This is a genomic window from Tianxiuia mixotrophica, from assembly GCF_050596425.1.
In the GTDB taxonomy this organism is placed as follows: domain Bacteria; phylum Bacillota; class Clostridia; order Peptostreptococcales; family Acidaminobacteraceae.
Genome location: NZ_CP192292.1, coordinates 1191626 through 1217101, shown reverse-complemented (window position 1 = coordinate 1217101; position 25476 = coordinate 1191626). Strand labels below are relative to the sequence as shown.

General features: G+C 40.9%; 25 protein-coding genes and 1 pseudogene. 5 read left to right on the top strand and 21 right to left on the bottom strand.

The genetic code is table 11. The annotated features are described in order from the left end of the window. Positions 1-131: 131 nt before the first annotated feature. Both ACQ4KW_RS05370 and ACQ4KW_RS05365 read left to right on the top strand, forming a co-directional pair. Positions 132-1439, top strand: a pseudogene (locus ACQ4KW_RS05370) (aspartate aminotransferase family protein); the annotation flags it as partial. A 37-nt stretch (positions 1440-1476) separates the two neighbouring features. After that, positions 1477-2295, top strand: a complete 819-nt coding sequence (locus tag ACQ4KW_RS05365) for a 3-keto-5-aminohexanoate cleavage protein (RefSeq protein WP_430885504.1) — start codon at positions 1477-1479, stop codon at positions 2293-2295. 193 nt (positions 2296-2488) lie between these two features. Here ACQ4KW_RS05365 and ACQ4KW_RS05360 read toward each other — a convergent pair whose 3' ends face one another. From ACQ4KW_RS05360 to ACQ4KW_RS05285, 16 genes are all read right to left on the bottom strand, one after another. Continuing rightward, positions 2489-2800, bottom strand: coding sequence for a hypothetical protein (locus ACQ4KW_RS05360; RefSeq protein ID WP_430885503.1), 312 nt, complete (start codon positions 2798-2800; stop codon positions 2489-2491). Further along, positions 2797-3213, bottom strand: coding sequence for a class I SAM-dependent methyltransferase (locus tag ACQ4KW_RS05355; RefSeq protein ID WP_430885502.1), 417 nt, complete (start codon positions 3211-3213; stop codon positions 2797-2799). The genes ACQ4KW_RS05360 and ACQ4KW_RS05355 overlap by 4 nt, the downstream gene beginning before the upstream one ends. Next, positions 3210-4859 (bottom strand): glycosyl hydrolase family 18 protein, encoded by a 1650-nt coding sequence (locus ACQ4KW_RS05350; protein WP_430885501.1) that lies wholly within the window; start codon positions 4857-4859, stop codon positions 3210-3212. Before ACQ4KW_RS05350 ends, ACQ4KW_RS05355 begins: the two co-directional genes overlap by 4 nt. A 144-nt stretch (positions 4860-5003) precedes the next feature. Beyond that, entirely contained in the window at positions 5004-5501 is a 498-nt protein-coding gene (locus tag ACQ4KW_RS05345; RefSeq protein WP_430885500.1) for a chromate transporter, read from the bottom strand. A gap of 23 nt (positions 5502-5524) precedes the next feature. Then, positions 5525-6067, bottom strand: a complete 543-nt coding sequence (locus tag ACQ4KW_RS05340) for a chromate transporter (protein ID WP_430885499.1) — start codon at positions 6065-6067, stop codon at positions 5525-5527. A gap of 162 nt (positions 6068-6229) precedes the next feature. Next, positions 6230-7342: an aminopeptidase gene (locus tag ACQ4KW_RS05335; RefSeq protein ID WP_430885498.1), complete on the bottom strand. Its 1113-nt coding sequence runs from the start codon at positions 7340-7342 to the stop codon at positions 6230-6232. Positions 7343-7530: 188 nt separating this feature from the next. Continuing rightward, complete coding sequence (locus tag ACQ4KW_RS05330; protein ID WP_430885497.1) at positions 7531-8226, bottom strand: hypothetical protein; 696 nt, start codon at positions 8224-8226, stop codon at positions 7531-7533. Next, positions 8207-10363: a DUF5702 domain-containing protein gene (locus ACQ4KW_RS05325; RefSeq protein ID WP_430885496.1), complete on the bottom strand. Its 2157-nt coding sequence runs from the start codon at positions 10361-10363 to the stop codon at positions 8207-8209. The genes ACQ4KW_RS05330 and ACQ4KW_RS05325 overlap by 20 nt, the downstream gene beginning before the upstream one ends. Then, positions 10356-10703, bottom strand: a complete 348-nt coding sequence (locus ACQ4KW_RS05320) for a hypothetical protein (protein WP_430885495.1) — start codon at positions 10701-10703, stop codon at positions 10356-10358. Before ACQ4KW_RS05320 ends, ACQ4KW_RS05325 begins: the two co-directional genes overlap by 8 nt. A gap of 251 nt (positions 10704-10954) precedes the next feature. Then, positions 10955-11125 carry a hypothetical protein gene (locus ACQ4KW_RS05315; protein ID WP_430885494.1) on the bottom strand — a complete coding sequence of 57 codons (171 nt, stop codon included), beginning with the start codon at positions 11123-11125 and terminating at the stop codon, positions 10955-10957. Beyond that, entirely contained in the window at positions 11122-11691 is a 570-nt protein-coding gene (locus ACQ4KW_RS05310; RefSeq protein ID WP_430885493.1) for an ATP-binding protein, read from the bottom strand. Before ACQ4KW_RS05310 ends, ACQ4KW_RS05315 begins: the two co-directional genes overlap by 4 nt. Positions 11692-11715: 24 nt before the next feature. Further along, the gene (locus ACQ4KW_RS05305; protein ID WP_430885492.1) at positions 11716-12432 is read right to left on the bottom strand and encodes a PHP domain-containing protein; all 717 of its coding nucleotides are present in this window, start codon (positions 12430-12432) and stop codon (positions 11716-11718) included. Further along, on the bottom strand, positions 12432-12764 hold the full coding sequence (locus ACQ4KW_RS05300) for an AraC family transcriptional regulator (RefSeq protein WP_430885491.1): 333 nt from the start codon (positions 12762-12764) through the stop codon (positions 12432-12434). The genes ACQ4KW_RS05305 and ACQ4KW_RS05300 overlap by 1 nt, the downstream gene beginning before the upstream one ends. Positions 12765-12775: 11 nt before the next feature. Continuing rightward, positions 12776-14023 (bottom strand): [Fe-Fe] hydrogenase large subunit C-terminal domain-containing protein, encoded by a 1248-nt coding sequence (locus ACQ4KW_RS05295; protein ID WP_430885490.1) that lies wholly within the window; start codon positions 14021-14023, stop codon positions 12776-12778. A 76-nt stretch (positions 14024-14099) separates the two neighbouring features. Beyond that, on the bottom strand, positions 14100-14549 hold the full coding sequence (locus ACQ4KW_RS05290; protein ID WP_430885489.1) for an ATP-binding protein: 450 nt from the start codon (positions 14547-14549) through the stop codon (positions 14100-14102). 11 nt (positions 14550-14560) lie between these two features. Beyond that, positions 14561-14908: a DRTGG domain-containing protein gene (locus ACQ4KW_RS05285; protein ID WP_430885488.1), complete on the bottom strand. Its 348-nt coding sequence runs from the start codon at positions 14906-14908 to the stop codon at positions 14561-14563. Between the two features lie 579 nt (positions 14909-15487). Here ACQ4KW_RS05285 and ACQ4KW_RS05280 point away from each other — a divergent pair. Then, positions 15488-16006 (top strand): rhodanese-like domain-containing protein, encoded by a 519-nt coding sequence (locus tag ACQ4KW_RS05280; RefSeq protein WP_430885487.1) that lies wholly within the window; start codon positions 15488-15490, stop codon positions 16004-16006. A gap of 9 nt (positions 16007-16015) precedes the next feature. Next, complete coding sequence (locus ACQ4KW_RS05275) at positions 16016-16489, top strand: hypothetical protein (RefSeq protein WP_430885486.1); 474 nt, start codon at positions 16016-16018, stop codon at positions 16487-16489. Between the two features lie 193 nt (positions 16490-16682). Here ACQ4KW_RS05275 and ACQ4KW_RS05270 read toward each other — a convergent pair whose 3' ends face one another. The 3 genes from ACQ4KW_RS05270 to tmk all read right to left on the bottom strand — a co-directional run bounded on the left by ACQ4KW_RS05270 (position 16683) and on the right by tmk (position 21914). Next, positions 16683-19421: a hypothetical protein gene (locus ACQ4KW_RS05270; RefSeq protein WP_430885485.1), complete on the bottom strand. Its 2739-nt coding sequence runs from the start codon at positions 19419-19421 to the stop codon at positions 16683-16685. Between the two features lie 203 nt (positions 19422-19624). Next, a complete protein-coding gene (locus ACQ4KW_RS05265) occupies positions 19625-21130 on the bottom strand; it encodes a DUF1846 domain-containing protein (RefSeq protein ID WP_430885484.1) in 1506 nt (501 codons plus the stop codon). A gap of 139 nt (positions 21131-21269) precedes the next feature. Continuing rightward, positions 21270-21914 carry a dTMP kinase gene (tmk, locus tag ACQ4KW_RS05260; RefSeq protein WP_430885483.1) on the bottom strand — a complete coding sequence of 215 codons (645 nt, stop codon included), beginning with the start codon at positions 21912-21914 and terminating at the stop codon, positions 21270-21272. Between the two features lie 159 nt (positions 21915-22073). Between tmk and ACQ4KW_RS05255 the strand changes: the two genes are divergently transcribed. Beyond that, positions 22074-23648, top strand: coding sequence for an HD domain-containing phosphohydrolase (locus ACQ4KW_RS05255; RefSeq protein ID WP_430885482.1), 1575 nt, complete (start codon positions 22074-22076; stop codon positions 23646-23648). A gap of 151 nt (positions 23649-23799) precedes the next feature. Here ACQ4KW_RS05255 and ACQ4KW_RS05250 read toward each other — a convergent pair whose 3' ends face one another. Beyond that, a complete protein-coding gene (locus ACQ4KW_RS05250; RefSeq protein WP_430885481.1) occupies positions 23800-23979 on the bottom strand; it encodes a hypothetical protein in 180 nt (59 codons plus the stop codon). A 129-nt stretch (positions 23980-24108) separates the two neighbouring features. Continuing rightward, positions 24109-25329, bottom strand: coding sequence for a DUF3658 domain-containing protein (locus ACQ4KW_RS05245; protein ID WP_430885480.1), 1221 nt, complete (start codon positions 25327-25329; stop codon positions 24109-24111). Between the last annotated feature and the right edge of the window lie 147 nt (positions 25330-25476).

Here is a 25476-nt window from a genome sequence, read left to right as displayed (position 1 = left end):
AATCAGACTTGTCTTGGGATTAATCCTTATTTTTTATATTGATTGGGTATATAACACATAACGTATCATTTTCTGCAAAAGCACCCGTAGGAGGCGAAACCACGAACGGCACGAATGCACCCCAAAATAACGTGTTTTATAGAAACCAGAATTGGTATTATCCAAAAGTTTCACACGGAAAGGGGATTTACCTCTTCGATGAAGACGGCAAGGCGTATATTGATGGATGCTCCGGTTCAGCAGTAGCAAACATCGGACACGGCAATGAAGAGGTTGCTGACTTTGCAGCAGAGCAAATGAAAACAATTGCATACACCCATCTTTCAAGATGGACAGTGGATCCTATCGAAAGATTGGCTGCCCGCGTTGTCAAATGGGCACCTGAAGGTCTAAACCATGTTTACTTTGTTTCTGGCGGTTCTGAAGCCACAGAAGCTGCCATAAAGATGGCTCGACAATATTTCGTCGAACGTGATGGCAAGGGGTCCTCTAAATGGAAAATTATTTCCAAATGGAATTCTTTTCATGGCAACACCCTAGGCGCTCTGTCCATGACAGGTATAACAGGTCGTCGTAAAATGTATGACCCCATCCTTATAAACTTCCCGAAAATTCCTCAGTTTTATCACTATAGGAATCCATGGCATGCTGTTACCTTACACGATACAAGTGTACTCGCTGCTGAAGCTCTTGAAGAGGAGATCCTCCGTCAAGGGCCTGAAAATGTGGCTGCCTTTATTTCAGAGCCGATTATAGGTTCTGCGGCACCAGGCGTGTACCCTGACTCAATTTATTTTAAAATGGTTCGAGAAATCTGTACCAAATATGATATTTTGCTCATCTTAGATGAAGTTATGTCTGGTTTTGGTCGCACAGGCAAAAATTTTGCAGTTGACCACTTTGGCATCACACCAGACATCCTGACCGTGGCCAAAGGCATGAGCAGTGGCTACACTCCAATTGGGGCAACCATTGCCAATGATGAGATCTTTGACACAATAATGGTAAACGGCAGTGGTCATTTTGTCCACGGGCATACTTACGCCGGCAATCCCCTTTCCTGCGCTGTGGCCGATAAGGTTCTGTCTATCATTGAACGGGAGGACTGGGTCAAAAATGCTGAAAATCAAGGAAAATACTTGATGCAAAAGCTACAACCACTTTATGAATACCCTATCGTAGGTGATATTCGAGGTCTCGGTCTTATGATTGGGATTGAGTTTGTTTCAGACCAAAAAACAAAAAAACCATTCGAAAATGACGAACGTTTACAGGGGCTAATTATGGAAGCTTGTCTAGAAGAGGGCCTAGTCGTTTATCCGGGTGGGGGCTGCTTCATTGGATATAAGGGCGATCATATTCTTCTTGCACCGCCTCTAAATATTACAAGACATGAAGTGGATCTAATTGTTGAAAGACTCACACTTGGCATTGAAAAAGTAATGGATACCCTCAGAAGCGGAAGGAGAATGTACCATGAACAAGCTGATCATAACGGTAGCGCCAACGGGAAATGTTCCGACAAAGGAAATGACACCGCATGTCCCCCTAACGTCAGAGGAAATCGTGCAAAACATCCAGAACTGCGCCAATCTAGGCGCTTCTATCGCACATATCCACGTTCGAGACGAGAACTTGAAACCGACAAGCGACCGGTCACTGTTCAAGGCAGTTCTCGATCGTCTGGACGAGACGAATGTTAATATAATCAGACAAGTATCCACTGGCGCTAGAGGTGGTTCTGCAAGTTCAGCAGACTGGCGTGGACAGATGCTTGATCTAAATGTTGAGATGGCCAGTTTATCCACTGGATCTTCAAACTTTCCAACAAGCGTGAATGCCAACAGCCCAGAGCTTATTCATGACTTGGCACAAAAAATGAACGATTTTGGCATCAAGCCAGAAATTGAAGTCTTTGATGGAGCCATGCTTCATAATGCCGTCTACTTAAAGAAAAAGGGCATCTTAAAAGGCCCTCTACACTTTAATCTGGTTATGAATGTGCCCGGCTCTTTGCCAGGCACCCCTAAAAACCTAATGTACTTGGTTGATAACCTTCCAGAAGGCTCAACTTGGACTGTATCAGGCATAGGACGGTCTCAGGTGCAAATGGTCACAATGGCCATTGCCATGGGCGGACACGTACGTACAGGCCTTGAGGATGTGATTTTCTACGAGGGAAAGACACTGGCAACCAACGAATCCCTAATAGAGCGTGTTGTGCGTATTGCCAAGGCCACAGGCCGTGGCATTGCCACGCCTGATGAAGCACGGGATATACTGTCAATTGGTTAATTAAAACCACGCATTCTATTCTAAATGAAGCATAAGTACATGATTTCAATACACTGATTTCTATTTTATCAAATAAGGCTGATTGAAAAAGCACCGTATGCCAGCGTGCTTTCAATCAGCCTTTTTATGGTTTATTCTCTTCATCTTAAATATTGTTCTTTACAGAGCCACATTTTATTGACACATACAATCTTTATGACTTCTTGGCAACCACCACTGTGGCATAACTATCATCAGACCAAGGGTCCTTTTTAAAACTGCCATAAGCTTTTACATTTTCAAAGCCAGCTTTTATAAGGGCTTCTTTTAACATATTCAGTCGTATACCGAGCAGGGTTGTCGACGACTCAGACACTGTGCCATCTGGTATTTGCAGTTTTCCCAAGAACTTTATACGGCCTTCATCAAGCATTTCATAAGATCTGTCAAAAACCACACCGTTTTCGGGGCGCTCAATAAGGGGCAGTTTGGTCACATTGTGCTTGTAGACCCTATCATAATTCACAGTTTGGACAACAAACGCACTTTCATGGGACATTTTTTTATGACTATTTTCAGAAATGCTTTCACTTCATCCATATCTTTTAAATGAGGCAGTGTATTGCCGATGCAAAGAACACCATCATACTCATCTTCAATCAGGTCGTCCAGCCCCATCATATCCCTGGCAAAACTATCAATGTGCAGCTCAAGCGCCTGGGCCTTGTCTCTTAATCTGTCGATCATGCTCTGATCATAGTCAAGGGCAACAACATCGTAACCAAGTTGTGCAAGAGGAATGGCGTAGGTGCCTGTTCCACTGCCTATGTCAAGTATTCGACCGCCCGCTTGAACATGGGACTGTATCAGGTCGAGTTGAGCCTGACCTGTTTTAAAAACAATATCATAATACTTGCTTAATTTCTTATAGAAGGTCATTGGTTTTCTCCTTTTGCAGGGTACTCCTCAGATATTTGCTCCCACACCTCTTGAGTTGTAAAGAGTAAACTCCAACCAGCTATGCCTGGTAAATTGTATTTCTTAGCCATATCAAGACGCATTTTTAATGACACATGGTCTTCCAGCCATATTTTTTGCTTAACACCATCGACCACAGCTTCAGCATAGTTTTGTCCCGTTTCAGGATCATACTTAACTTGAGCTCCGGTCTTTTCAAGCCAGACTTTCTGACCATTAAAGCCAACGGCTTTAGATGAAACTTTACCACTTCCTATTTGACTCCATACCCGGGAATAGAAGGGCACTCCCAAAATTAGTTTTTCTCGCGGTATCAGGTCTAGGGATTTTTCAATGCCCTTTTCCACCCAATCTCTTGAAGCCACCGACCCCGGACTTTGAATGGATGCCCAGTGTTCATCATAAGCCATGAGCATAACATAATCCACAGAACTCGCCAGGGCCACACGATCAGCAAAGAGGGAGTATCTTTCACTGCCCCAGGGAACAGTCACGTCTATACTCACCACTTGGCCCTGCTGGTGGAGCATTTGAGAAAGTTCAGCCACAAAGCTTGAAAAATTCGCCTTGTCTTTCATATAAACATTCTCAAAGTCAATGTTTATGCCATCTAGGTCATATATGGCTGTATAGGCTATAATTTGAGCAATGACCTTTGACCTTAGTTTATCGCTCGATAGCATTTCATGGGTCCAGTCAGGGTCAAAGCTGTTGCTGAACAAAGCCCACACTTGAAGGCCTTTTTCATGGGCTGCATCCACATAAGCCTGGTCAGCAATGTTCAAAACAATTCCGTCTACATTCAAACTAAACCAAGTCGGAGATAAAACGTCAAGACCTTCATCAGGACCATACTTCATAAGACTGTCATAATATTTGTAGTCGTGAATTTGCTCCCAGACCAAACGCGTTCGCTCCAACATGACCTTTTCTTGTGACTCACGAACAGGTTGGTTGTTTATCTCCACCTTTTCAGGGTTTGGAACACTGGCTGATGGTATATAGCCAAATGCCCCCTCCTGGGAAAGGATAAGCATATGCGAATCCTCTGTTCTAAGGATATTGACCAGTTCTCCCTTTTTCAGTTTGCCCACTTCGAGACCCTCTGCATTTTGGTCTTCCATTATACGGACCGATTCTGAGGTTATACCTGTTTTAAGACCCATTTCATTGTTGACTAGGACATGGACCCCTCTCTCAGCGTAATAGGCATGTCGTACAGGATAAATATTTTCAAGTTGTTCAATTTCAAGATACTTTATACCGTCAATCACCCGTACTGGCATATTAATCTTATCAAGGTTGCCAATAAGGTAGCTGGTGAGTTCTCGATTCTCCAGTTTTAAATCCAGTGACTCAATTGGCATATAAACCCGCTTGCCACTTCCAGAATAGTACATATTTCTATCGATGTATTTCATGGCTGCATCAGCCTTGATCCACCATTTTTTATTGGCCTTTAAGAATATTTCGTCTTTGATTTTATTGGCCCCTACAATCTTTAAGTCCTTATAATAGTCCTTGACCAAATAGGTTTGACTTTCCTCATAGAGCTTGTAAAAATGCCAGGTTGATGCGCTGAGGGCAATGATTATGACGATCAGCACTGGTACGATAAACTTTTTTATTGTCCCCGCCTCCTTTTGATTTTTATTCCAATTTCTTTTTATTCTGTATTCCTAGTTGTGTTTCTAGTTGTGTTTCTAGTTGTATTTCTAGTTGTGTTCCCTATACAGCGGGTGTGCCCTAGATCAGTAAAGCAGCAGTCCCAGTGCCCCTGATAAGCCAATAACTATAATGGGATGCCATTTCATTTTGATAATGGCCACAAAGGCAAATATGGCTATACCCGCCCCTTTAAGATCGACCACGGCCGACTTGGCTATAGAGTAAGCCGCCGATGCAATTAGCCCGATCACAGCTGGTCTTAAGCCTGAAAATATCCACTGAATAGCTGAACTGTCTTTCATATTTTCAAGTTTTGAGGCCGCAGTAACAATTAGAATATAAGACACCAACGTAACACCTAAGGTGCCTGCGATAGCCCCTGGTATGCCAGCCACCTTAAAACCAGCAAAGGTTGACGAATTCACAGCAATGGGGCCCGGTGTGATTTGAGAAATGGCCACAACATCTATAAATTCCTGAGGACTCAGCCACCCCTTGCTAAGAACAATTTCTTTTTCTATAAAAGCAAGGACCGCATAGCCACCCCCAAAGCTAAATGCACCAATTTTTAGAAACGTCATAAAAATTTGAAGTAGAAGGACCATTATTCTTCCCCCTTTATCCAGCGCATAAGGGCATAGCCTATACAGGCAGATCCAGTAATAACCGCAATTGGATGAAATCCTAGTATGGCCACAATGACAAATGAGGCCACAGCCATTAGACCATTGAATTTGTTTCGCTCAAGACTCTTTGACAGTCTAATCACTGCCGCAGCTATAAGACCAGCAACCGCAGGTCTTATTCCCATGAATAACTTTTGCGTGACAGTGTTTTCTCCATACTTTAATATAAGGGCCGCCGCACCTGAAATGATGAATAAAGGGGGCAAAATAAGGCCCAAGCAAGCCACAAGTGCACCGACATGCTTTCTTATCTTGTATCCAACATAAATAGATGTGTTAATAGCAATGGCTCCTGGGAAGGATTGTGCCACAGCAAGAATATCAATAAACTCTTTTTCGTCTATCCACTTTCTCTTATGGACAATTTCATCTTCCATAATCGGAATCATGACATAGCCACCCCCAAGGGTGAGCGCACCTATTCTCAAAAAAATAAAAAACATTTCTCTTAAACTTGACATACAATTCTCCCCAAACCTGTCTTGAGACCTTCCTGGATTGTCTCTTTATTTTAACACACCCTATTCAAACAATTGTAAAATTTTGAATACACTCCTGCACTTGTGCAATGTAAAAAGCCTTGCAACGACAGTCAATCATCACAAGGCTGGATCATTTACCTCTTATTTTAGATTTTCAGGATTGAGGGCTTCTAGTTCTGGGATAACAAAGAGGCCGTCTTTTCGAATGAGCACGTCATCAAAATAGATTTCTCCGCCACCATATTCTGGGGTTTGTATGCATACCAGATCCCAGTGAACGCTTGAGTCATTTCCGTTGTTTGTCTCTTCATAAGCTGCCCCGGGTGTGAAGTGGAAGCTTCCCATTATCTTCTCGTCAAAGAGGGTGTCTTTCATCGGCTTTAGTATATATGGGTTCACTCCGATTGCGAACTCGCCAATGTAACGCGCCCCTTCGTCTGTGTCAAAAACTTTGTTAATACGGTCTGTGTCATTGGCAGTGGCTTTTACAATTTTACCATTTTCAAACTCCAACACAATATTTTCATATGTGAAGCCTTGATAAACAGCAGGCGTGTTATAAGATAAAATCCCGTTGACAGAGTCCTTAACAGGCGCTGTGAAGACTTCGCCATCTGGAATGTTCAGCTCGCCATCGCACTTTATACCATCAAGTCCCTTGATCGAGAATGTCAAGTCCGTTCCTTGTCCTTTTATATGAACCTTGTCGGTTTTATTCATAAGTTCCACAAGGCCATCCATGGCCTTTGACATTTTTTTATAATCTAGATTGCACACTTGGAAGTAAAAGTCTTCAAATGATTCCAGACTTGTATTTGCAAGTTGTGCCATTGCATTGTTGGGATAGCGAAGAACGACCCATTTTGTGTGGTCCACACGTTGGTCAGTCACCGGTGAAGCAAATTGACTCATGTAAGCCTGCATTTTATCCCCAGGCACATCGGCCATTTCTGTAACATTATTTGACCCTCTGATACCAATGTAGGCATCCATCTTCTTCATGAATTCTAAATCTCTTTCCCGTCTTAGGGCCAATTGTTCCATCGAGGCTTCCATGGTGACAGCCCTTTCAATGCTTGGATCAACTATATCTACAAAAGGATTGGCTCCAACTCTGTGAACTTCTTTTACAATGGCTTTAACAAGAGGCTTCGGTGTATCTCCAACGCAGTTTATCAGGACATTTTCGCCCTTTTCAAGCTTGATTGAATAGCTCACCAAATTCTCAGCCAACTGTTTTAATCTTGAATCCATAAGTATTCCTCCTGGTTTTCTCTTTTTTGAAATATGTAAAACACTTGGTCATAAAATGTCATCTTATGGACTATATTATATCGAAAATTTCTGAATATCCGAATACATGACGTGAAATATGTCATATTGTTAACTTTATGCTTGCTTCAAAGTTTTAATTTTGCCCTTATAACACCTATAGGGGGACACTATTCTTTTTCAGCGTCAGCTTCATTCTTTTTGGCGCATATCTTACAAAGCCTATACCCCGAAAGACTGGCTTCATCTTGGGTTTCCACAGAACCTGGTGACTTCCAACTGCTTTTTAAAGTCCAGCAGTCTGCATATATATGATATATTTTATGATTTCGTCCGTGCTCAGAGGTATAGGCTTTCACCACATCCTCTTTGCCTGACGCCAGTCCCGCCTCTACTTGTCCTTTGCTCCATATGCTTCGAATACGAATTTGATGTGTTAATTGAAGGCAATCAAGACCTGCTGGAAGGGGATAGTCGTAGGTGATTTTGTAAGTCCCTGCCCCTGCCGCCACATCAAAATCAGCCTCTTCACTGACTTGTAATGATTTAAGAGCCTTTTCCTCCCATCTTGAAACAAAGTTATTTTTAGCGATTTCGTTTTTTATCATGGCCTTGACTAAGATGGGGCGGGCATTCATTTCCCCCGCCCCGTTTGACCCTGCCAGCAGAACAAAGCCTTCATTGACTGAAACATGTTTGCTGGCGTTGTATATACTGTGGTCTACAGAGTCGTAAACATAGTGAAGCCGAAGAAAAATTGACATGGTAAAGAGAAGGAGAAGGAGGCTTGTTGTGGTTATAATAGCTTCCACTGACAAGGAGCCTCTATTTTTTCTAAGGGTTGATTTAATCGTACTCCGCTTCATACTCTACCCCTCCCTCTGGCCAAGTCAATTTAAGTAGGTGGCCTGTCCAGTAATCCTCTAGAGAGATCAAGTCGTCCACCTTTGCGTTCTCTGAACTCTTATTCACAACGATCAGGTCAAGGGCTCTTAACACATGTTTCTTTTGATCAAATGTTTTCAAGTTCAGTAAAAATCTCAAGTAGAAATCATACCCTTGTTCATTCATGTTCATGTTCTTAATGTAAGCCTGCCCCTTTTCTTTAAATGACTTCTTACCAGTGCCTTTGCCCTTGGCCGATCCACTATTAGATTGGCCAGTAGAACCATTTGTCACCGTTTTTGAACTTGAATTATTACCGCCTGAATTTTTCGCCCCCCTTATACTTGTTTTCCAGTCCTTATCACTGAGTTTAAGTACAGCTACTTTTTCTCCTTTTAAAATCGACTGGACGTCAAGAGCGCTCTCTAGGCTGGCCCACCCCACTAGAAGTCCATGATAGTAAAGGGGTTTTGTCCATACAGGATGCGCCACAACTGTTGAAAACTGTTTAGCAAGGGCAATTTTTTCTTTGCATGTATAGACATGGACAATGTTAAAACCCTCTCTGATCAAGAAAATTTCGCCTGCCACCCAATGTCTATTTGTCTTTTCCTTAGCTGAGCCATGGAGTATGTACTCAATCTCCCCATCTCTGAAATATGTGGGTCTGTCTGCTTTCTCATAAAAATCCCAGGGATCTTCGTGGGTGCCTGTTAATCGGTGTCTAAAGGTTCCCATAATATATTCCACAATCATTGGTTGACTAAGGGCCTTGTAAGTATAAGGATTATCTTTTAGTTGCCTTGATGGGAGTTCCTCCATTTGCTGAGTGGTCAACTCATTTTCTGATAAGTTTTCTGCCTTATCCTCCTTGGTCATATTATCTTCAGCTTCTTTTTCACCTTGTAGTTCATTAGATCTTGTGTCCTCAACATAGTTTTCTAAATCCCTGTCATTACATTTTTCATCATCCGGAAATGAGATGTTTACATCTATATCTTCTAGAAAGTCTTTTGCATCCTCGCGCATTTCTTTCATTACATCTTTCCTTAAGGCTTTGGCTTCTTTGCGATCGTATTCTGAACCATCCTCTCTTAGTGACCTTATTCTTTCTAGGTCATCAATATATCTTGCTTTAAGATCCTCTTCAAAATCTTCTATATCACTAAGAGTTTGCTTCATTGCAGCCAGTCCGTACCCATACCTCTCCATCAAATCATTCACGAGGGTCTGATCATTTGTTTGAGACTGAAAATGACTTCGAACCATATTCACATAATTTTTTTCTACATAGATACCTTCAATATCAATTTCTCCAAGTGCCACAGCATTGTTGCCGACTAGAAAATCATCGAGTTGCTGCTCAATTTCTTCTCTAAACTGATCTGGATAAGCTGTTTTTTCTTCTTCTAGATTATCTTTCTCCACTTTGATAAGATCAGAAATTTCTCTGAAATCATCAAGACTGTTCGCTATAGACTTTTCAATATCTTTTTGTACATTTCTTAGTTGACTTGTACTGACCCTGACTTTTCCTTTGGATGATAAATAAACGGTCATCCAGTCTTCAACTTTTTTTGCTCGGTTCAAACACTTGCCGAGTTTCTTATTATATTTTTTCAGTTTTTCAATCTTGTCAGTTATTTTGTTAATGTCTTTGATTTTATTTTTTGCATTATGGGCACGTTCAAACATGCTTTTTACAACATCTTGATGTTCTAAAAACTCTTTAGGAACATTCATCAAAGCTTGAGCAAGCATTTGGTCTCTAACAAGATCTAGTTGTGTCAAATCCTGCTTTTTTTCATATCCCTTTTTATAGTTTGTTACAGTCTGAAAGGGTAAAATACCCATACCAGACCGACCGGAAAGACCAGACTCTACGCTTTTATCAAACTCACTTTTTAATGATTCTTCCTCGTATGCAAGCAGACCATATTCAAAATATAAGGCATGGTCATATGCAGACTGGATATTGCGACTGGCATTTTCAAGCACCCTAAGACCATTATTTTCCGTTAATCCTTGAGCCAAGGTATTCATATAAATTGAAAACGCAACAATGACGCCAAACATAACCAGTATTGAAAAGACCGTAATGCTTCCACGATTATTCATTCTTCATCACCTTCATAATGACATCTCTTGCTGTTCTCAGCCAAAAGAGCCTTTTATCTATATCGATTTCACTCCAGCGCCTTTTAATTTGACTTTCATAGGCGTACCCCGTCTTGTTTATAACCAGTTCTGTTTTAACCGCTACCTGGATGGTCTTATCAGAGTGTGTCAATTCATTATGAACATGTTGGGCCGTATAGGCCTTTTGAAAGGTCCAAGCCATCTGTGTAAAGGCCACCATAGTCACCATAAATACCACCCAGAAAACAATAACCGCTTCTACTGTAAATATACCTTTTGAATTTCCAATCTTTTTTTTCACTTCATCTATAATATTCATAGCCTCTCCTATTGTTATTTTATTCCATTTAAGTTTACTGGAATTTTATTACATTTGCAAGGCGCAAAAAAAACCATGACTGGAATGGTAATCAATCATGGCTTTAAATAGCATATATAGTTCTTATTTATTTTGCTTTATTCTTTATTTACTTGTTTCTATATATTTTTTCTAAATCTTAATAGCATTTACATGTATTTTTGTCTCTGATATGACCTTGTATTTGCTTTTATAGTCTTTTGCGTTTCTTTCTACTCTTCAGGTGGTCGAATGCCACCAAAAAGTATTAACACAAAGGCCGCTCCTATACCAAAGGCTCCAAGAGTCAGTCTCCATATCCCATACAATCCAAGAAAATTTGACATAAAAAGAATGGCTATGGTTGCAAGCAGAAGTCTTTGACCTGTCTTTTTCAAATTCAATGCATTACCTCTCCATTCCCATGTCCAGCTGAGAGTTCCGCTAAATTTTCGTGAATGTATCCTTTGAGCCAAATAACCACATCCATGTTATTGATGGGCAGGTCACCCAGTGTCTTCTTTATATCCCTGGTATTAAGGGTGAATTTTTTGCCATTGATGTCATGAGTGTAAATTAAATCCATGTCAATATTGGCCATAATGATTGTTATAATGGTCTCTGTCATGTTGCCAAGAGGCACCCGATCTATATGACTATGTTGAAATATAGCGTCAATCTCTGTTCCAACCCCAAGTTGAGATTTGATTTCAAAACTCCCGCCACACTGCTCTGCAGCAGCCTTAAACATAGGGATACCCAGTCCAACTTTTCTCGTTGTTCTCGTAGTGTAAAATGGGTCAACCACTTTTCTCAAAGTTGCCTCATCCATCCCCTTGCCATCATCCTTGATTCGAATCGTTAATTGATCCTTTTCAAAGTCTTCAATAATGGCAATGCGTAGCGTTTCAGCTTTTGCAGCGATAGAATTGTGCGCTATATCCAGAATGTGCAAAGACAATTCTCTCATTTTAAATCCCTTTCTCCTAGCAATCTATTTTCGACTCATTAAATATTCAAAGAGCGCTCTTGCACTGCATGTCTCTAATTCTAAATAGTTCTCACATTCCGATATTCTAATAAGATCGTGAGCATCTGAGTTTCTCAGCACATGGTATTTCTCGGTATATTGCGGATCGTTTTCAAAGTTCTCAGAACCAGGATACTTTGATATTTCCACTGTTGTGATTTTCCAAAAAGGCGGTATAAACCCCAGGTTTGAAATAACACTATACGAGGGTCTGTCAATATGGGCTGGAAAAGCAATGCCACCAAGCTCATTGACCTTTTCAATGGCCGTATCAATATCTAAATATGTTGAGGCCATCAGTGAATTAGGTTCCACCCCTATAACTTCATCATTTTCATTGAGTATATGCTGATGCCCAAACTTCTCCACTCTATTCCTTATAGGGAGGCGATGAAGATCAACTATTCTTTGAAATGATTTTGCAATTTTCAGGTCTGGAAACAGGCACACAAGATGAACACCTTCCAGTGTTTCAAGTTCCATGCCCGGAATCACAACAAGCCCAGTTCCTTCCGCTGCCTTAATGGCTGCTTCACAATTTGCAGTGCTGTTATGGTCGGTGATGGCGATTATATTTAATCCTTTGATTTGACTCATTCCCACAATATTGTTGGGGGTCATATCCTCATGCCCACAAGGGGACAAACAGGTATGAATGTGCAAATCATAGTATATTTTCATTATTTTAATCCCGCTTCATACAGGCATTTGAATATATCATAAGAACCCATTTCAGTTCCTAGAAGAACAACATCCTCTTCAGCAGCTTTTTCTATAACATTTGCTGATACGTCAATGCCTTCTGGAACGATGACACAGGCAAAATCAAGCAGGGATGCCACTGCAATTATATTGTTATGGGTTTGCACCGTGATCCAAGCATTGTCTGATTTGCCATTCGCCATAACCCAGCTGAGCAGATCACAGCACTGTAGACCTGTTATTTCCCTATCTGTCTGTCCACCACTTAGCAGTTTAAATCCATGATTGTCAATTAAGTCTTTAACTTTCACGCTGCAACCTCCTACTCTTCATCTGAGCTGTTTCTTACTAAACAATTATCAATACTTGCCTTGCCTAAAACAATATCTTCGGCAAGCGCTCTACATGTCGGTGCACCACAAGCACCACAGTCTATACCCGGAAGGGTTTGAAAGAGTTCCTCAATCTTAGACATCTTTTCAAGTGCTTTTCTTATATCTGTGTCAAGCTTAAGCACTGGATATGGCTTAATATCTTGGTCCCACTCCAGAAGTTTCTTGTCATAAACCTTAAGTGAACTAAGGTCTTCAATACGCGGTGTTTGCTTGGACCGCATCCTTACCCGTGTTTTGGCTATGAAGGGATTTTCCACATTAAGAGGTCCTCCAACACATCCGGTGACACAGGCATAAGCTTCTAGGAAATCCACATCTGTAAGTTTGCCCATTTCGATTCGATCAAGGACCTTTATCACTTCCTCAATGCCATCCACAGCCATGTAATTTTCAATGCCCATAGCAAAACTTTGGCCACCAACCATGCCCCATACAATTCCACCTGCCGATGCTTTTTGAACCTGTGTTTTGACGTCAATGTCATTGTAGATTCGAAGAAGCTTGGTATAAATGGTTTCTATGGAAATTGCCCCATTGATGTGAGAGTCTTCAATCCCTAGAGGATTTTTTATGCTGGTAATCTTGGCTGGACACTGGGTAATATAGAACACGCCAATATCCTCCGATGCCAGACCTGTTGTTTCCATAATTTTCCGTTTGGCAATCCATGCAGAAACCTGCATAGGGGATTCCAAGCGAATTATATGGTCGATCAGGGATGGGTACCTGATTTGTATAAGTCTGGTGACCGCAGGACAATATGTTGATATTAAGGGCTTAGGTCGATCCGACTCCTTGATTTTATCAAGCTGGTAAGCTGTAATGATGTCTGCCGCATAGGCCACATCATAGACATAGTCGAATCCAAGTTCATAGAGCCCATTCATAATTTTATTCATGTCATAATCAAATTCAAATTGTCCATAAAGCGAAATCGCTGGCAGGGCAATGTTAAATTTGTAGTTGTTAAGCATTTCTAGTGAATCTGTCTGTGCGCCCTTCGCATGGAATGGACAAACTTTCAGACACTCACCACAATCGATGCACCTTTCATTGATTATTTGTGCCTTACCGTCTTTGACACGAATGGCCTGGGTCGGACACCGATCCAGACAGTAGGTGCAACCATTGCAAAAGTCTTTTTCAAGTATGACGGAATGCCAATACTCTTTCATCAATTGCTCCCCCGATTTCATATTGACTGGATTGTTCACTTTGCACCTTTCAAAATGTTATTTGATAGACACAAGATTACAAATTCCAAACCATTTTTAATCTAGTGGATTCTCCCAATTTCGATTCTATGAAAAACGCGTCACTGCATCGCTTCATATTCGGCAGACCCATGCCTGCGCCGAAACCAAGTTCTCGAATAGCACTCGTTGCAGTTGAGAAGCCTTCTGTCATGGCCAGTTCTACATTTTCTATACCTGGTCCTTCGTCTTCCACAAAGACTTCTATGCAATCGGATTTCACAAAAACCGTGATTTTTCCACCATGAGAGTGAATCACCACATTAATCTCTGCTTCATAGCTTGCAATTGCAATTCTTCTAATGATTCCAGAATCAATTCCCAATTGTTTCAGTAACTTTTTGAGATTACTAGAGGCTTCCCCAGCTCTAGAAAAATCATCTTTCTCAATATCATATTCAAGTTTCATTGCAGCGCCAATTTCACTTTTGACTATCCCTTGCTCCATGTATTTACCCCTTACTTGCTAATGCCTTGCAATCCGTTACAATAAAGTATACCGGATGCGGTATAAAGTGTATGCGATGTAGCGATTAAGACAATGCCCTGCTCTTTTGCAAGGGTAACGACATCTTCTGGTGGGCATTTACCACGGACAAAAATGATGGCTTTAAGATCCAGCATTTCCGCTGTGCGCACGACCTGATGATTGGTCAAACCCGTTAATAGAACTGTCTCATCCCCCACGTATGCCAGAACATCACTCATTAAATCCGACCCAAACGCAGCTTTAACATCCCGCTCCAGATACTCATGGCCTACAAGTACGTGACCGCCGAGTAAATCAGCGATATCTCTTATAACCATGTGTACCTCCTTAACTCAATAGTTTATCAGTTTTATCCTAAATTATCCACGGGCTTCCCCCTGAAATGCTCTTGAAAAGACCTATTCATTTTCCTGTGGCTTAATCTAGGCGAATAATAACTTTCACCCATATGATTTGGTTATTATTTTCACAATTCAATCAATTAATTATATCATAAATTAATATGAGAGACCCTAGTTTCATTAGATTTTCGTATAGATTCCTCAAATTATTCTCTAGTGATCGCCTCATAAAATTATCCCCTATAACTTCCTCATAGTAAGTTTCAGGAATAGTCTCTTTTAATCCGGAAATTTCAATCCCACAATCCAATTCTCGACTCAAAAAGTGATTATTAGTATATCTAATAATGAGATCGCAGGGATTTAACTTTTCTATATTTATCCATTTCTTATTGAATAATGGTGTGCAAGAGATTAAACTATGCATGAGTATTGTTCAATTGTAAAGGTGTGCATATCTCCTGGTATGCGAGCAGGCTGTAGTAAACTTTGAAGGGTTTCTTTCAAAGTTGTCTACAGCCTGTTACTCTGTTAACAATTATTTTGGAGGGGAACATGAATAAAAAACTATTAAAAATTATGACACTTGCACTTGCACTCTCACTTTTTGCAGGATGCTCTGCAGGTGCAGCAAGCCAAGTGGGCACGGCAAAAGACGGCAACGAAGTCAAAATTGAAGCAGCTGCCATAAAACTTGTCAATGCTGTCGAAAAGGGTGGTTATGAACTGGTCAACACGGACTCACTTAATGAGTGGATTGAGTCTGGCGAAGACATGGTGCTCATCGACACCATGCCTGCTGATTTCTTTGCTAAAGGACATATTCCAACAGCGGTCAATGCTGTTATGCCTAAATCCAGTCTTGCTGATGCCACAGATGCCGAAAAAGAGGATTTTAAAGCCCTCCTCGGTGATGATCTGGATAAAAAGATTGTTGTTTACTGTGGCTTCACAGCTTGTGGACGTAGCGACGCAGGTGCAGCATACGCAAAAGAGCTAGGCTACACGAATGTCTACCGCTATCCAGGTGGCATTATTGGGTGGAGAGACGCTGAACTGGCTGAAGAAAAATAGAGTGCAGTAATGAAGAATTCATTTATTTACATAATCATTGCTATTTTTTTCCTATCCTTGATTGGATGCGAAGCATCTCCTAACTATGATGAGATCAACAGCCATATACAAGCCCACGACATTGAACTTGGGCAAGATCCTGATACTGTATTTGATCTTCTAGGTGAGACCCCAGAACAAGAGATGTGTGTTTATGGCTATGAGTACACTTTTGTAAAAACTGGTCTCAATATTGGTTTTCGACTTGATAATGACACAGTTCGCCGTGTAACCATTAGAAACTCTGATGATAGGATTTATGGTATCCAAGTAGGCGATGCACTTGAAGATGTTTCAGAAGTTATGAAAAATCATGGCTACGAAAAAGACGAAAGCCTTGCCAATAGGTATGTTCACAAAGATTTATATTTCACTGCCGTCTCTAAAGATGGTTTAAGCATTGACCAACTTATTATTGAAGTGATTGATGATGGCGTTTTGTAGGGATTAAATTAATTGACTAAAATATAAGAGCCTTAGCGGTTTAAATCGCTAAGGCTCTTACTTGAATTTTAATATTAAGCTTTAATACAGAAGCTTAATACTGAAGCTTAATACTGAAGCTTAATACTGATATTTATTATTAATACTTCCTGTTAATGTCTGAATCACATGATTCAGCATTAATACACTTCAGTTACTCAATAATCTCAATTGGATAAAGGGGTGGTATATAAGAAACAGACACACTGTCCGCATATTCTGTTAGTCCTGCTGCACCAAGACACATATCAAAAGCAAATACCCACCCCATTTGGTTGGCATAGCCTTCCACAAGAGCCTCATAAGGGCCATCAAAGTTATAGCGGTACATACTGTTATACATGAGGCCGTCTAATAAATAGCCAGAACTCTTTAGTCTTTGTCCAATGGCAATTATTTTTTCCTCGGGTGACATTTTGTCATTAATTGACTCAGATACAAGTTTCTTTGCGGCCTGCCACGCTTCTTGTTCAAACTCATCTAAAAGTACGCTTTCGCTATGCGGGTATGCATTTATAATTTTATAGACTGAATCAAGGGCATTAAGTTCATCATATGAGAGAAGGGTTATTTTTGTCATACCTCCATCCCTTCGATCAAATATAGCCAAATGATTGCTGTTCGTATACATATAGGGGTATCCACTGCCTTCAACCTGATGACTTCGAACATGTCTCTGACCATGATCAAAATAGGCATAGTCTGGCATCTGGAAATACTCCCTTCTAGTCAGTGCATTTACAAGGATCAGTTGCTTGCCTGCATCTGTTAAAAAGGACCGCATTGCACCAATTTTTTCATCTGTATCTTTTACATATATGCCTATGTCGTACTTGTCGCCAATGAGTTCATAGGCCACCTGGCCCGGCTCATATGTCTGTGTTTGATCTATGCTTGTCAGTGGCTTAATATCATCCGGAGACTTTGGCGCATATAGCTTGATTTCCCCTCTTTCGATATGATACCCTTGACCAATAATATCACTTGAAACAACATCATAAGTATATCCAGCCAGTCCAAGGGCATCCAGTTCAATGGCCAGTAAACCGCCAATATTGTAGGCCTCTACCTCTTGTCCGTTGATTTCCACCTTGTGGTCTGTCCCCAGGGCGTATCCATACTTAGCGCCCGTGAACTTAAGGTCTGAATATTCGTACTCTCCATCATCTCTTAATGTCATCCATTGCTTAGGATATACGTTGTCTGATGGCGCTAAATATGTCTTTTTTTCCTCTTCATATTTAGGGATGTACGACTTATGTTTATCCATTTCAGCGACAAGTTGTGTGCTCGAAACCGCTTCGATAGGATAAAATTCACTATTTTTCTCGTATTCTATTCCAGCCCTATATGTGAATAGGCCGTCCTCATCTTTTCTTTCAATTTTAACGAGGAAGTCATCACTATTGTAGTCCACCGTAATAAAGTCATAGTCTATGGTCACAGCCACACCCCGAAGAATTTTATCAACCAAGCTAAGATTCAAAAGGTCACCCTCATCAATGGTTGGATTTAAAAACAACCCGTTAATACCTTCACTGTTTTCTTCAATAATGAAGCTGTTGTTTATGTAATACTCATACTCATTGGCTTTTAAGCTTGAATAGTATTTTCCATCATAGCCACTTCGTTTCATCGCCACACTCTTATCACCAAGAACAAAGCCCGACATGAGTTCATGGATTTGAACCGGGATAAAACCTCTCAAAATAAGGGTATTATAAGGCTTTACGAAGTAGAAATGCCTTTCCTTATCCATTCTAGTCATAGCCAAAATGGCATCTTCCACGGTCATATTCCCATCAGGGTTAAAGGCACCCTGTTCAAGAACTTGTCCGTATGGCGTTTCATCGAACATTTTGTATGCATCGATAAACTCACAACCATATACCCTTTCCACATAATTGCCTTCCTCATCACTTAAGTCAGAGACATCTTCAAAATAGTCCTCCATAATAAGTCGGTCCTGGGAATATGCCTGAATATAACGACCAAGATAAACCGCCGCCTCTTTTCTTGTTAAGGGAGCATCTAGCTTCAGATTCTCAATATCGCCACTGTTTATCAGACCCAGTGCATAAGCAATCTGGACATTTTCTGGTTGACTGCTTACAGCAGGATTCTCGAAGTCTATCTTCGATAAAAAGTTTTCTCTGGTCAGCGACTTAAACTCCAGCTCGCTTGTATACTTAGTGCCAGCACGACTAAGCTTTTCATTATACTTTCCTAAAACGCCCGTGACAAAAATATCAAAGAACTGACCGTGGCTTACTGAAGCCTGGTAGTGCCCCTGGATGTATTCTGGGACAAACCCCTTGTCGATCCATTCTTGAACAGCTTCATATTTGTCCGGTGATATCATTCCACCTTGCCACTTTTCTTCATAAGTGTCCATCTCTTGCTGGTGTTTTTCTTTTTCATTTTGCATTTCTGCACGCATCTTGGCATTTGAAAAAGAGTGGTCAATAGACATTTCATTGATTTCTAAGACCAGGGACTTGGGATCGTGGTCTGAAGGCGACCAAGAAAACCAAGCGTTTCCACTTAATTTTTCCACATAGTATTCATATCCCAGGCTTAAATTCTCTAGGGTATGCTTTTTAAGTATGGTCCTTATTTCATCAGACCGTTCTTGAATCTGCTCTTCTATCATAGCGTCTGTAATTTCAGGATACTCCGTATATCGCGGTTCTCCTAAGGGCCCAAATCCTGTTTTAACCCGACCTTGAGCCGGAAGCTCTTCATTTAGAAAAACTTCTCTGGTCTTGGCGATGAACTGGTCAATAAGTTTTTCTTTCATTTCTTCATCACTACCCGCGAATGATAGTGAGGCACCGTTTGCCACAAGCAGGGCAATCAGCAAAAATAGCCCCCATTTTTTTCTAAGTTTCATAATTATATTATCCCCCTAATACTTTTCTTACCATTATATTACCATATTAGAATAAAACTGACCCCCTCTTAAGTTAGGTTTTTCTAATATTGTCATCCCCTACAAAATAATAAAAGGCACCCTAAAATCTATTCATTTGAATAAGACTTAGAATGCCATTTTAAACGCTTGCTTAATAAGAACACTTACAATATAAATACATCTTACTTCATGTATAAGTCATTGCTTGGGAAGAGTGGGTCAGACGTTAGTCGAATGCCCAGCTTCCTAATTTCTGACTCGTCTCCTGGTATGAGCATGTGTGTACAGTGGAAGTCACAGTCTGAAAGCGCTTCAAGGGTTTCAAGAGCAACTTTTGCAGTGTGATTGTTTGTAGCACTTATACTCAGAGCTATTAATGTTTCTTGAAGGCTTAGGGCTTCATAATTTTCCTTTAAGCGTTTTTTAAGATCAATAATAGATTCAATAACACTTGGAGACAGGAGGTGGATATTATCTGGAATGCCAGCCATATGCTTAATGGCATTTAGAATCACACTCGATGCAGCATTCATGATTTCAGAGTTTTTACCAGTGATAATGTCTCCATCCTTAAGCATGATTGCCGCTCCGCAAGAAACGATGTCTGCATTCTTATGTCTGCATCCCTTAGCTGCTTCACGTGCTGGCGTTACAACCAATCTATCTTCTTTAACAAGGCCTAGGTTTTCCATGATAAGTTCTGCGCGTTCAACGGTCTCTTTATCAACAAGGCCCTTCATGTACTCGCACTCGTATACATAGCATCTTCTAATGATTTCTTGCTGAGACGCATGTCTTACAGCCTCATCATCAACAATGCCATAACCAACCATGTTTACACCCATATCTGTTGGCGACTTATAAACAGATGCCTCTCCCGTAATTTTTTCTAGAATACGCTTGAGCAGTGGGAAACTGTCCACATCTCTATTATAGTTGACAGTGGTTTTGTTGTATGCCTCCATGTGGTATGGATCAATGACATTGAAGTCCTTTAGGTCTGCCGTTGCTGACTCATAAGCAATATTCACTGGATGGTTGAGGGGCACATTCCAAATTGGGAATGTCTCGAATTTTGCGTAACCAGATTTTTTCCCTTGAACAGAATCATGGTAGAGCTGGTTCAAACATGTTGCGAGTTTACCACTGCCTGGACCGGGGGCTGTTACAATAACCAACTTGTTTTCTGTTTCGATATATGGATTTGCCCCGTAGCCTTCATCGCTTACAACCTTGTTAATATCGGTTGGATAGCCTTTTGTATATCCGTGTGTGTAGGTTTTGATGCCACGGCGTTTTAGCTTATTCATAAATTGAGTCGCCGCGGGCTGTCCTTCGTAACGGGTAATAACCACACCAGCTACGTTGAGTTCCCATCTTTTAAAATCATCTATAAGTTTTAGACATTCCATGTCATATGTTATGCCAAAGTCCGCACGCATTTTCTTTCGCTCGATGTCCCCTGCATATATAGCCACGATAATATCCGCTTCATCCTTCAAACGGCTTAGCAGCTTTACTTTTACATTTGGATCGTAGCCTGGCAATACACGGGCCGCATGAAAGTCATACATGAGCTTGCCACCAAACTCCAAATAGAGCTTTCCATCATAATCTTTTACACGTTCCAAAATGCTTTCAAATTGCTGATTAAGATATTTCTCGTTATCGAAACCCTGCTTGTTCATAGAACCCCCTGCTTTCTCATTTAATCCAGATGCGACTTATTATAGCCAGTCTCCTGAATAGCACCTGATTACTTCTTGCCTATTTTCATAGGGCATTTACCTACTCTTGATTCTATTAAAAAAGGGATGAATCCACCCCTTATTTTTCCCATTCTAACAATAAGTCATCTATAATTGTTTTTACATCTTCAAAAACCTCGTCCATGCTTTTCGATGCATCAATCAAGGCGATCCGCTTAGAATGATCTTTTGCTAGTTTCAAATAGCCTTCACGGACTTTCATATGAAAGGCCATGCCCTCGTTGTCAAGACGATTCACTTCACGAACACCTGAGCTGTGAATACGCTCTTGTCCAACCGCTGGATCCAGGTCAAACAGGAGGGTCTTGTCAGGCATAAAGTCTTCTGTTGCAAATCTGTTCATTTCATAGACTGCCTCTACACCTAGGCCTCTAACATACCCCTGGTAGATCATAGAAGAATCCACATAGCGGTCAAAAATGACAAGTTTTCCTTCTTTAACTGCTGGAACCACTTTTTCTACAAGATGCTGACGTCTAGCCGCCGCATAAAGAAGAGCCTCTGTTTTCGGGTCCATTTCCGTGTGGTCCGGATTGTGTATCACATCACGGATAAGTTCGGCAATTCGAACACCACCAGGCTCCCGAGTGACCATGAAATCTATATCCTTCGTATCTAAATACGATTTTAGTTTTTCAAGCATTGTCGTCTTGCCTGTTCCGTCGCCACCTTCAATTGAGATGACTGGCATTTTTCTTGCCATTGTTACCGCCCCTTTCTTTACTGAAATAGCGTACCATTTTGTAGTGTTTGAAGCAAGACTGTAATGGTCAGAACGCATTCTTAATGAGAACTTTACACGCTCTTTACCCCAAAGTCTAAATTTTACATGATAATTGTTCTTGTAGAAAGGACGATTACCGTGAAATTATCCCATAAATTTATAGCCATATTTCTTGTAGCATTTATTGTAGGCATTCCACTCATGGCCTTCACAATATTTTATAATTTTGAAGCCACAAAAGACAAGTATATTGAAGATATGTACACATCCATTGACACCATTATAGACAATTATTTCGAGCATGAGGCCAGTGAACTAAAGGCCATTCTAAAATCTTACTCCACCGACACAGACCTAATTCACGCCCTCAAGTCAAATGATCGAATCTGGATCACGCGAAACATTGCAAATGCCTTATATGACAGGGCTGAAATTGACGTTCATTCCATATATGTTTCAAGCCCCATGGACAATATAGAAATGGCCTTTGGCAATCTTTCCTATGCCCAGCTTAGCGAAATGGCTATTGTTCAGCAAACCTTGCTTGACCATAAGATTCACATAGAATTCCAGTCCTTCTATGACCATCTTTATGTCTTTGCGGCCATGCCAGCCTATGATGATTTAAAACTTTCGCCAACAGGCGTCGTGCTAATTGGTCGGACCCTGAGCATTGGTAAGGTTACTGATCTAACGGAAAACCTGAATGTTTTTGCATTCGAGCACTTATTGATGGATGACAAGGCCAGCGAGACCTTAATCGAAAAAGGGGCCGAGGATACTATATGGATGCACTTTCCCGTTCCCAACAAACAGTTTGCCGTTTCTTGGCTCCATCTGAAGTTTTCTCTAACCAATATCCTTGCCCTCTTCACAGGTAGTATGACAACCATTATATCCATCGCATGCCTGACACTCTTTGCCATATTGAGCACGGTTCTTTTCCAAACGGTTAAGACATCTAGAATGATTGAAAAAAATGTTGGGCAGATTGAATCCATTGCATCGGGCATGTACTCAGATGTCTTGCCTGAGCATGGGGCTATTGAAATCGTGAAACTCTCAAAATCCGTTAACAAGCTTGCCAACGACCTTGAAAGGCAACACCGAATGATCGAAAAAAGCTATTTTGAAACCATTCAGCTCCTTGTAAAAACCATGGAAGTCACCGACCACTACACCAAGGGCCACTCTGACAGGGTGGCTCAAATGGCACGGTCTTTAGGTTATATAATGCAGTTTGACAAGGTCGACCAGCTCTATACTGCCGCCTTGATGCATGACATTGGAAAGGTGAGTATTCCCCAGCATATACTTAATAAGCCTGGCAAACTCACAGAGGAAGAGTTTGAGCTTATTCAAAACCACCCCATTGCTGGTCATAAAATACTTGAAGCATCCTTTGTTTTTGAAGAAGTCAAAGAAATCATTCTCCACCACCATGAAAAATTTGATGGGACAGGCTACCCCTACGGTTTAATGGAGGAGGCCATTCCCCTCAGGTCTAGAATATTATCTGTGGTGGACGTCTTTGATGCCCTTACAAGTGACAGGGCCTACAGAGAGGCTCTTTCCATAGATCATGCCCTACAGATTATTACAAGGGATTCCGGAAAGGCCTTTGACCCCTTCGTGGTCCAGGCTTTTATAGACAACATTGAAGACTTCATCCAGCACACCGCCCAGTATGATTCCAGTGAAAAAGCCTCCTAAGAAAATCTTAGGAGGCTTTAGCTTGCAGATAAAGTCCGAAATACTGCCTTGCAGGATAAAATCCGCTTAAATCACGTATGCGAATACGCTCATTAAGCGGATATTATCCGCGCCTTGTCTTTCGAAGTTTCCTACAAGATAACATTTTGATTTATTGTTCCCATGGCATTTTGCCGCCAGCTTTTTTTACACCGATCATACCCAGCCAGGCAACAGCACTTATGGCAACCATAACGATTGAGCAAATTTCTATTGGAAACTTGAAAGCCTTATGACAGCCATACTCTCTATCACGTTCTTCCATCATTTTTTTGTATCTTTTAACACTCATTATTACACCTCCTAGAATGATTCACTTTGTATTTTTGTCCACTCCTTTTATTCATATCCAAATCGATAAAAAAATATCATCCAACATTCACCAAGTTGTAAGATGTTACAGCGTCCTCGTTATTTGTCTTTATGGAATCAAGGTCACTTCAAGATCAGGTTTAATTTTCAATTCTAGAACCGCACCTTCAAACCTGAGACGAATTGTCTTGTGGACCACATCTTTTCCATAGTCCCTACGCATACTTTGGCGACTAACTTCGACATTAAGGACTTTGGCTTTTTTCATACCAAACACCCTTTTTCCAGCATTGTACCATGTTACAGCCAGACAATTATCTAAATTATAGTCCAGTATCATTTTGTTTGATAAATCTATTTGGCCCCAGTCTCCTTTTGGTGTTATATCTAAATCCACCCTCTGGCTAAGCTTGTTGCCCACTTTACTTGTGCATGACTCAAGAAGGATATGTTGATAGCCATCGGAATCTATTGGCGGTTCCACATCAAAACATTCATTGAGACACTTGGCTAAGTTTGACTTCAGCTTTACGCAGTAATCACGCATGCTCTTCATTTCACCAGCCATTAATATCTGATCTTTTTCGATTAAAGCCCTCAGTCTATAATCAACGAATGCATCATTTATAAACTTTCTTGTTTCTCCTAGAAATCGACCAATGACCCTCGGTGCCGGTTCAAAGTTAAAGGTACACTTTTGAATTATTTCTGTATCAAAATGGTCCACATCGGCCACTTTAATTTCAAACTTGTCCATGACCCGAAGGACTGAGCTTGATTCTCTTAAATACTTCCATTCATTTTTGAGTTTTTCTATCCTGTCAATTGACATCTTTTCTTGCCGAGCTGAAAGATGATCAAAAAAATCAGGGGCGCATTCTCCCAAAGACCGAACATAATAAGGCTTTTCTGAACACTGCGAGAAATCGACACCGTCGAGGTTGACCTCGTAAATATGGTCGACCTCTATTATTGATACCAAATAGCGAAGTGCCACTTGGTCACTGGCATTGGGGCCATGCCAAAGCACGACAGCTTCCCCTTTTGCATTTAAACGATCAAGACGTTTATGTATGGTCTTATGTGTCCTTATAAAAGCTTCATCAAAGTCTAAGTTTTCATCATAGTGGGTCTGCCCCAAGCCATTATAAAAGTCTTTTAGCCACTTGGCTCTCTTCCTTATTCCAGAAGGCCCGTCTATTTCTTTAATAGGGCCCAGTGACAAATCATCCCCAACCACGAGTAATTTGTCAGAAAGCTCTTCCTCTTTAAGTTTATACTTGTAGCGAAAAAGACCACCCGCTGAGTCGCCTATAACAATATTTAACATATGCACACCTCGATTTCCGTAATATCTTTTGAGATTATTATACGACTTCCATGTGTATGTAGTATGTACATTTGTCTTTTTCGTAAAAATTCTTTCACTTAGACCACTATGTTCTTAAATTCTCTCTTGGTACACCAAAAAGAAAAC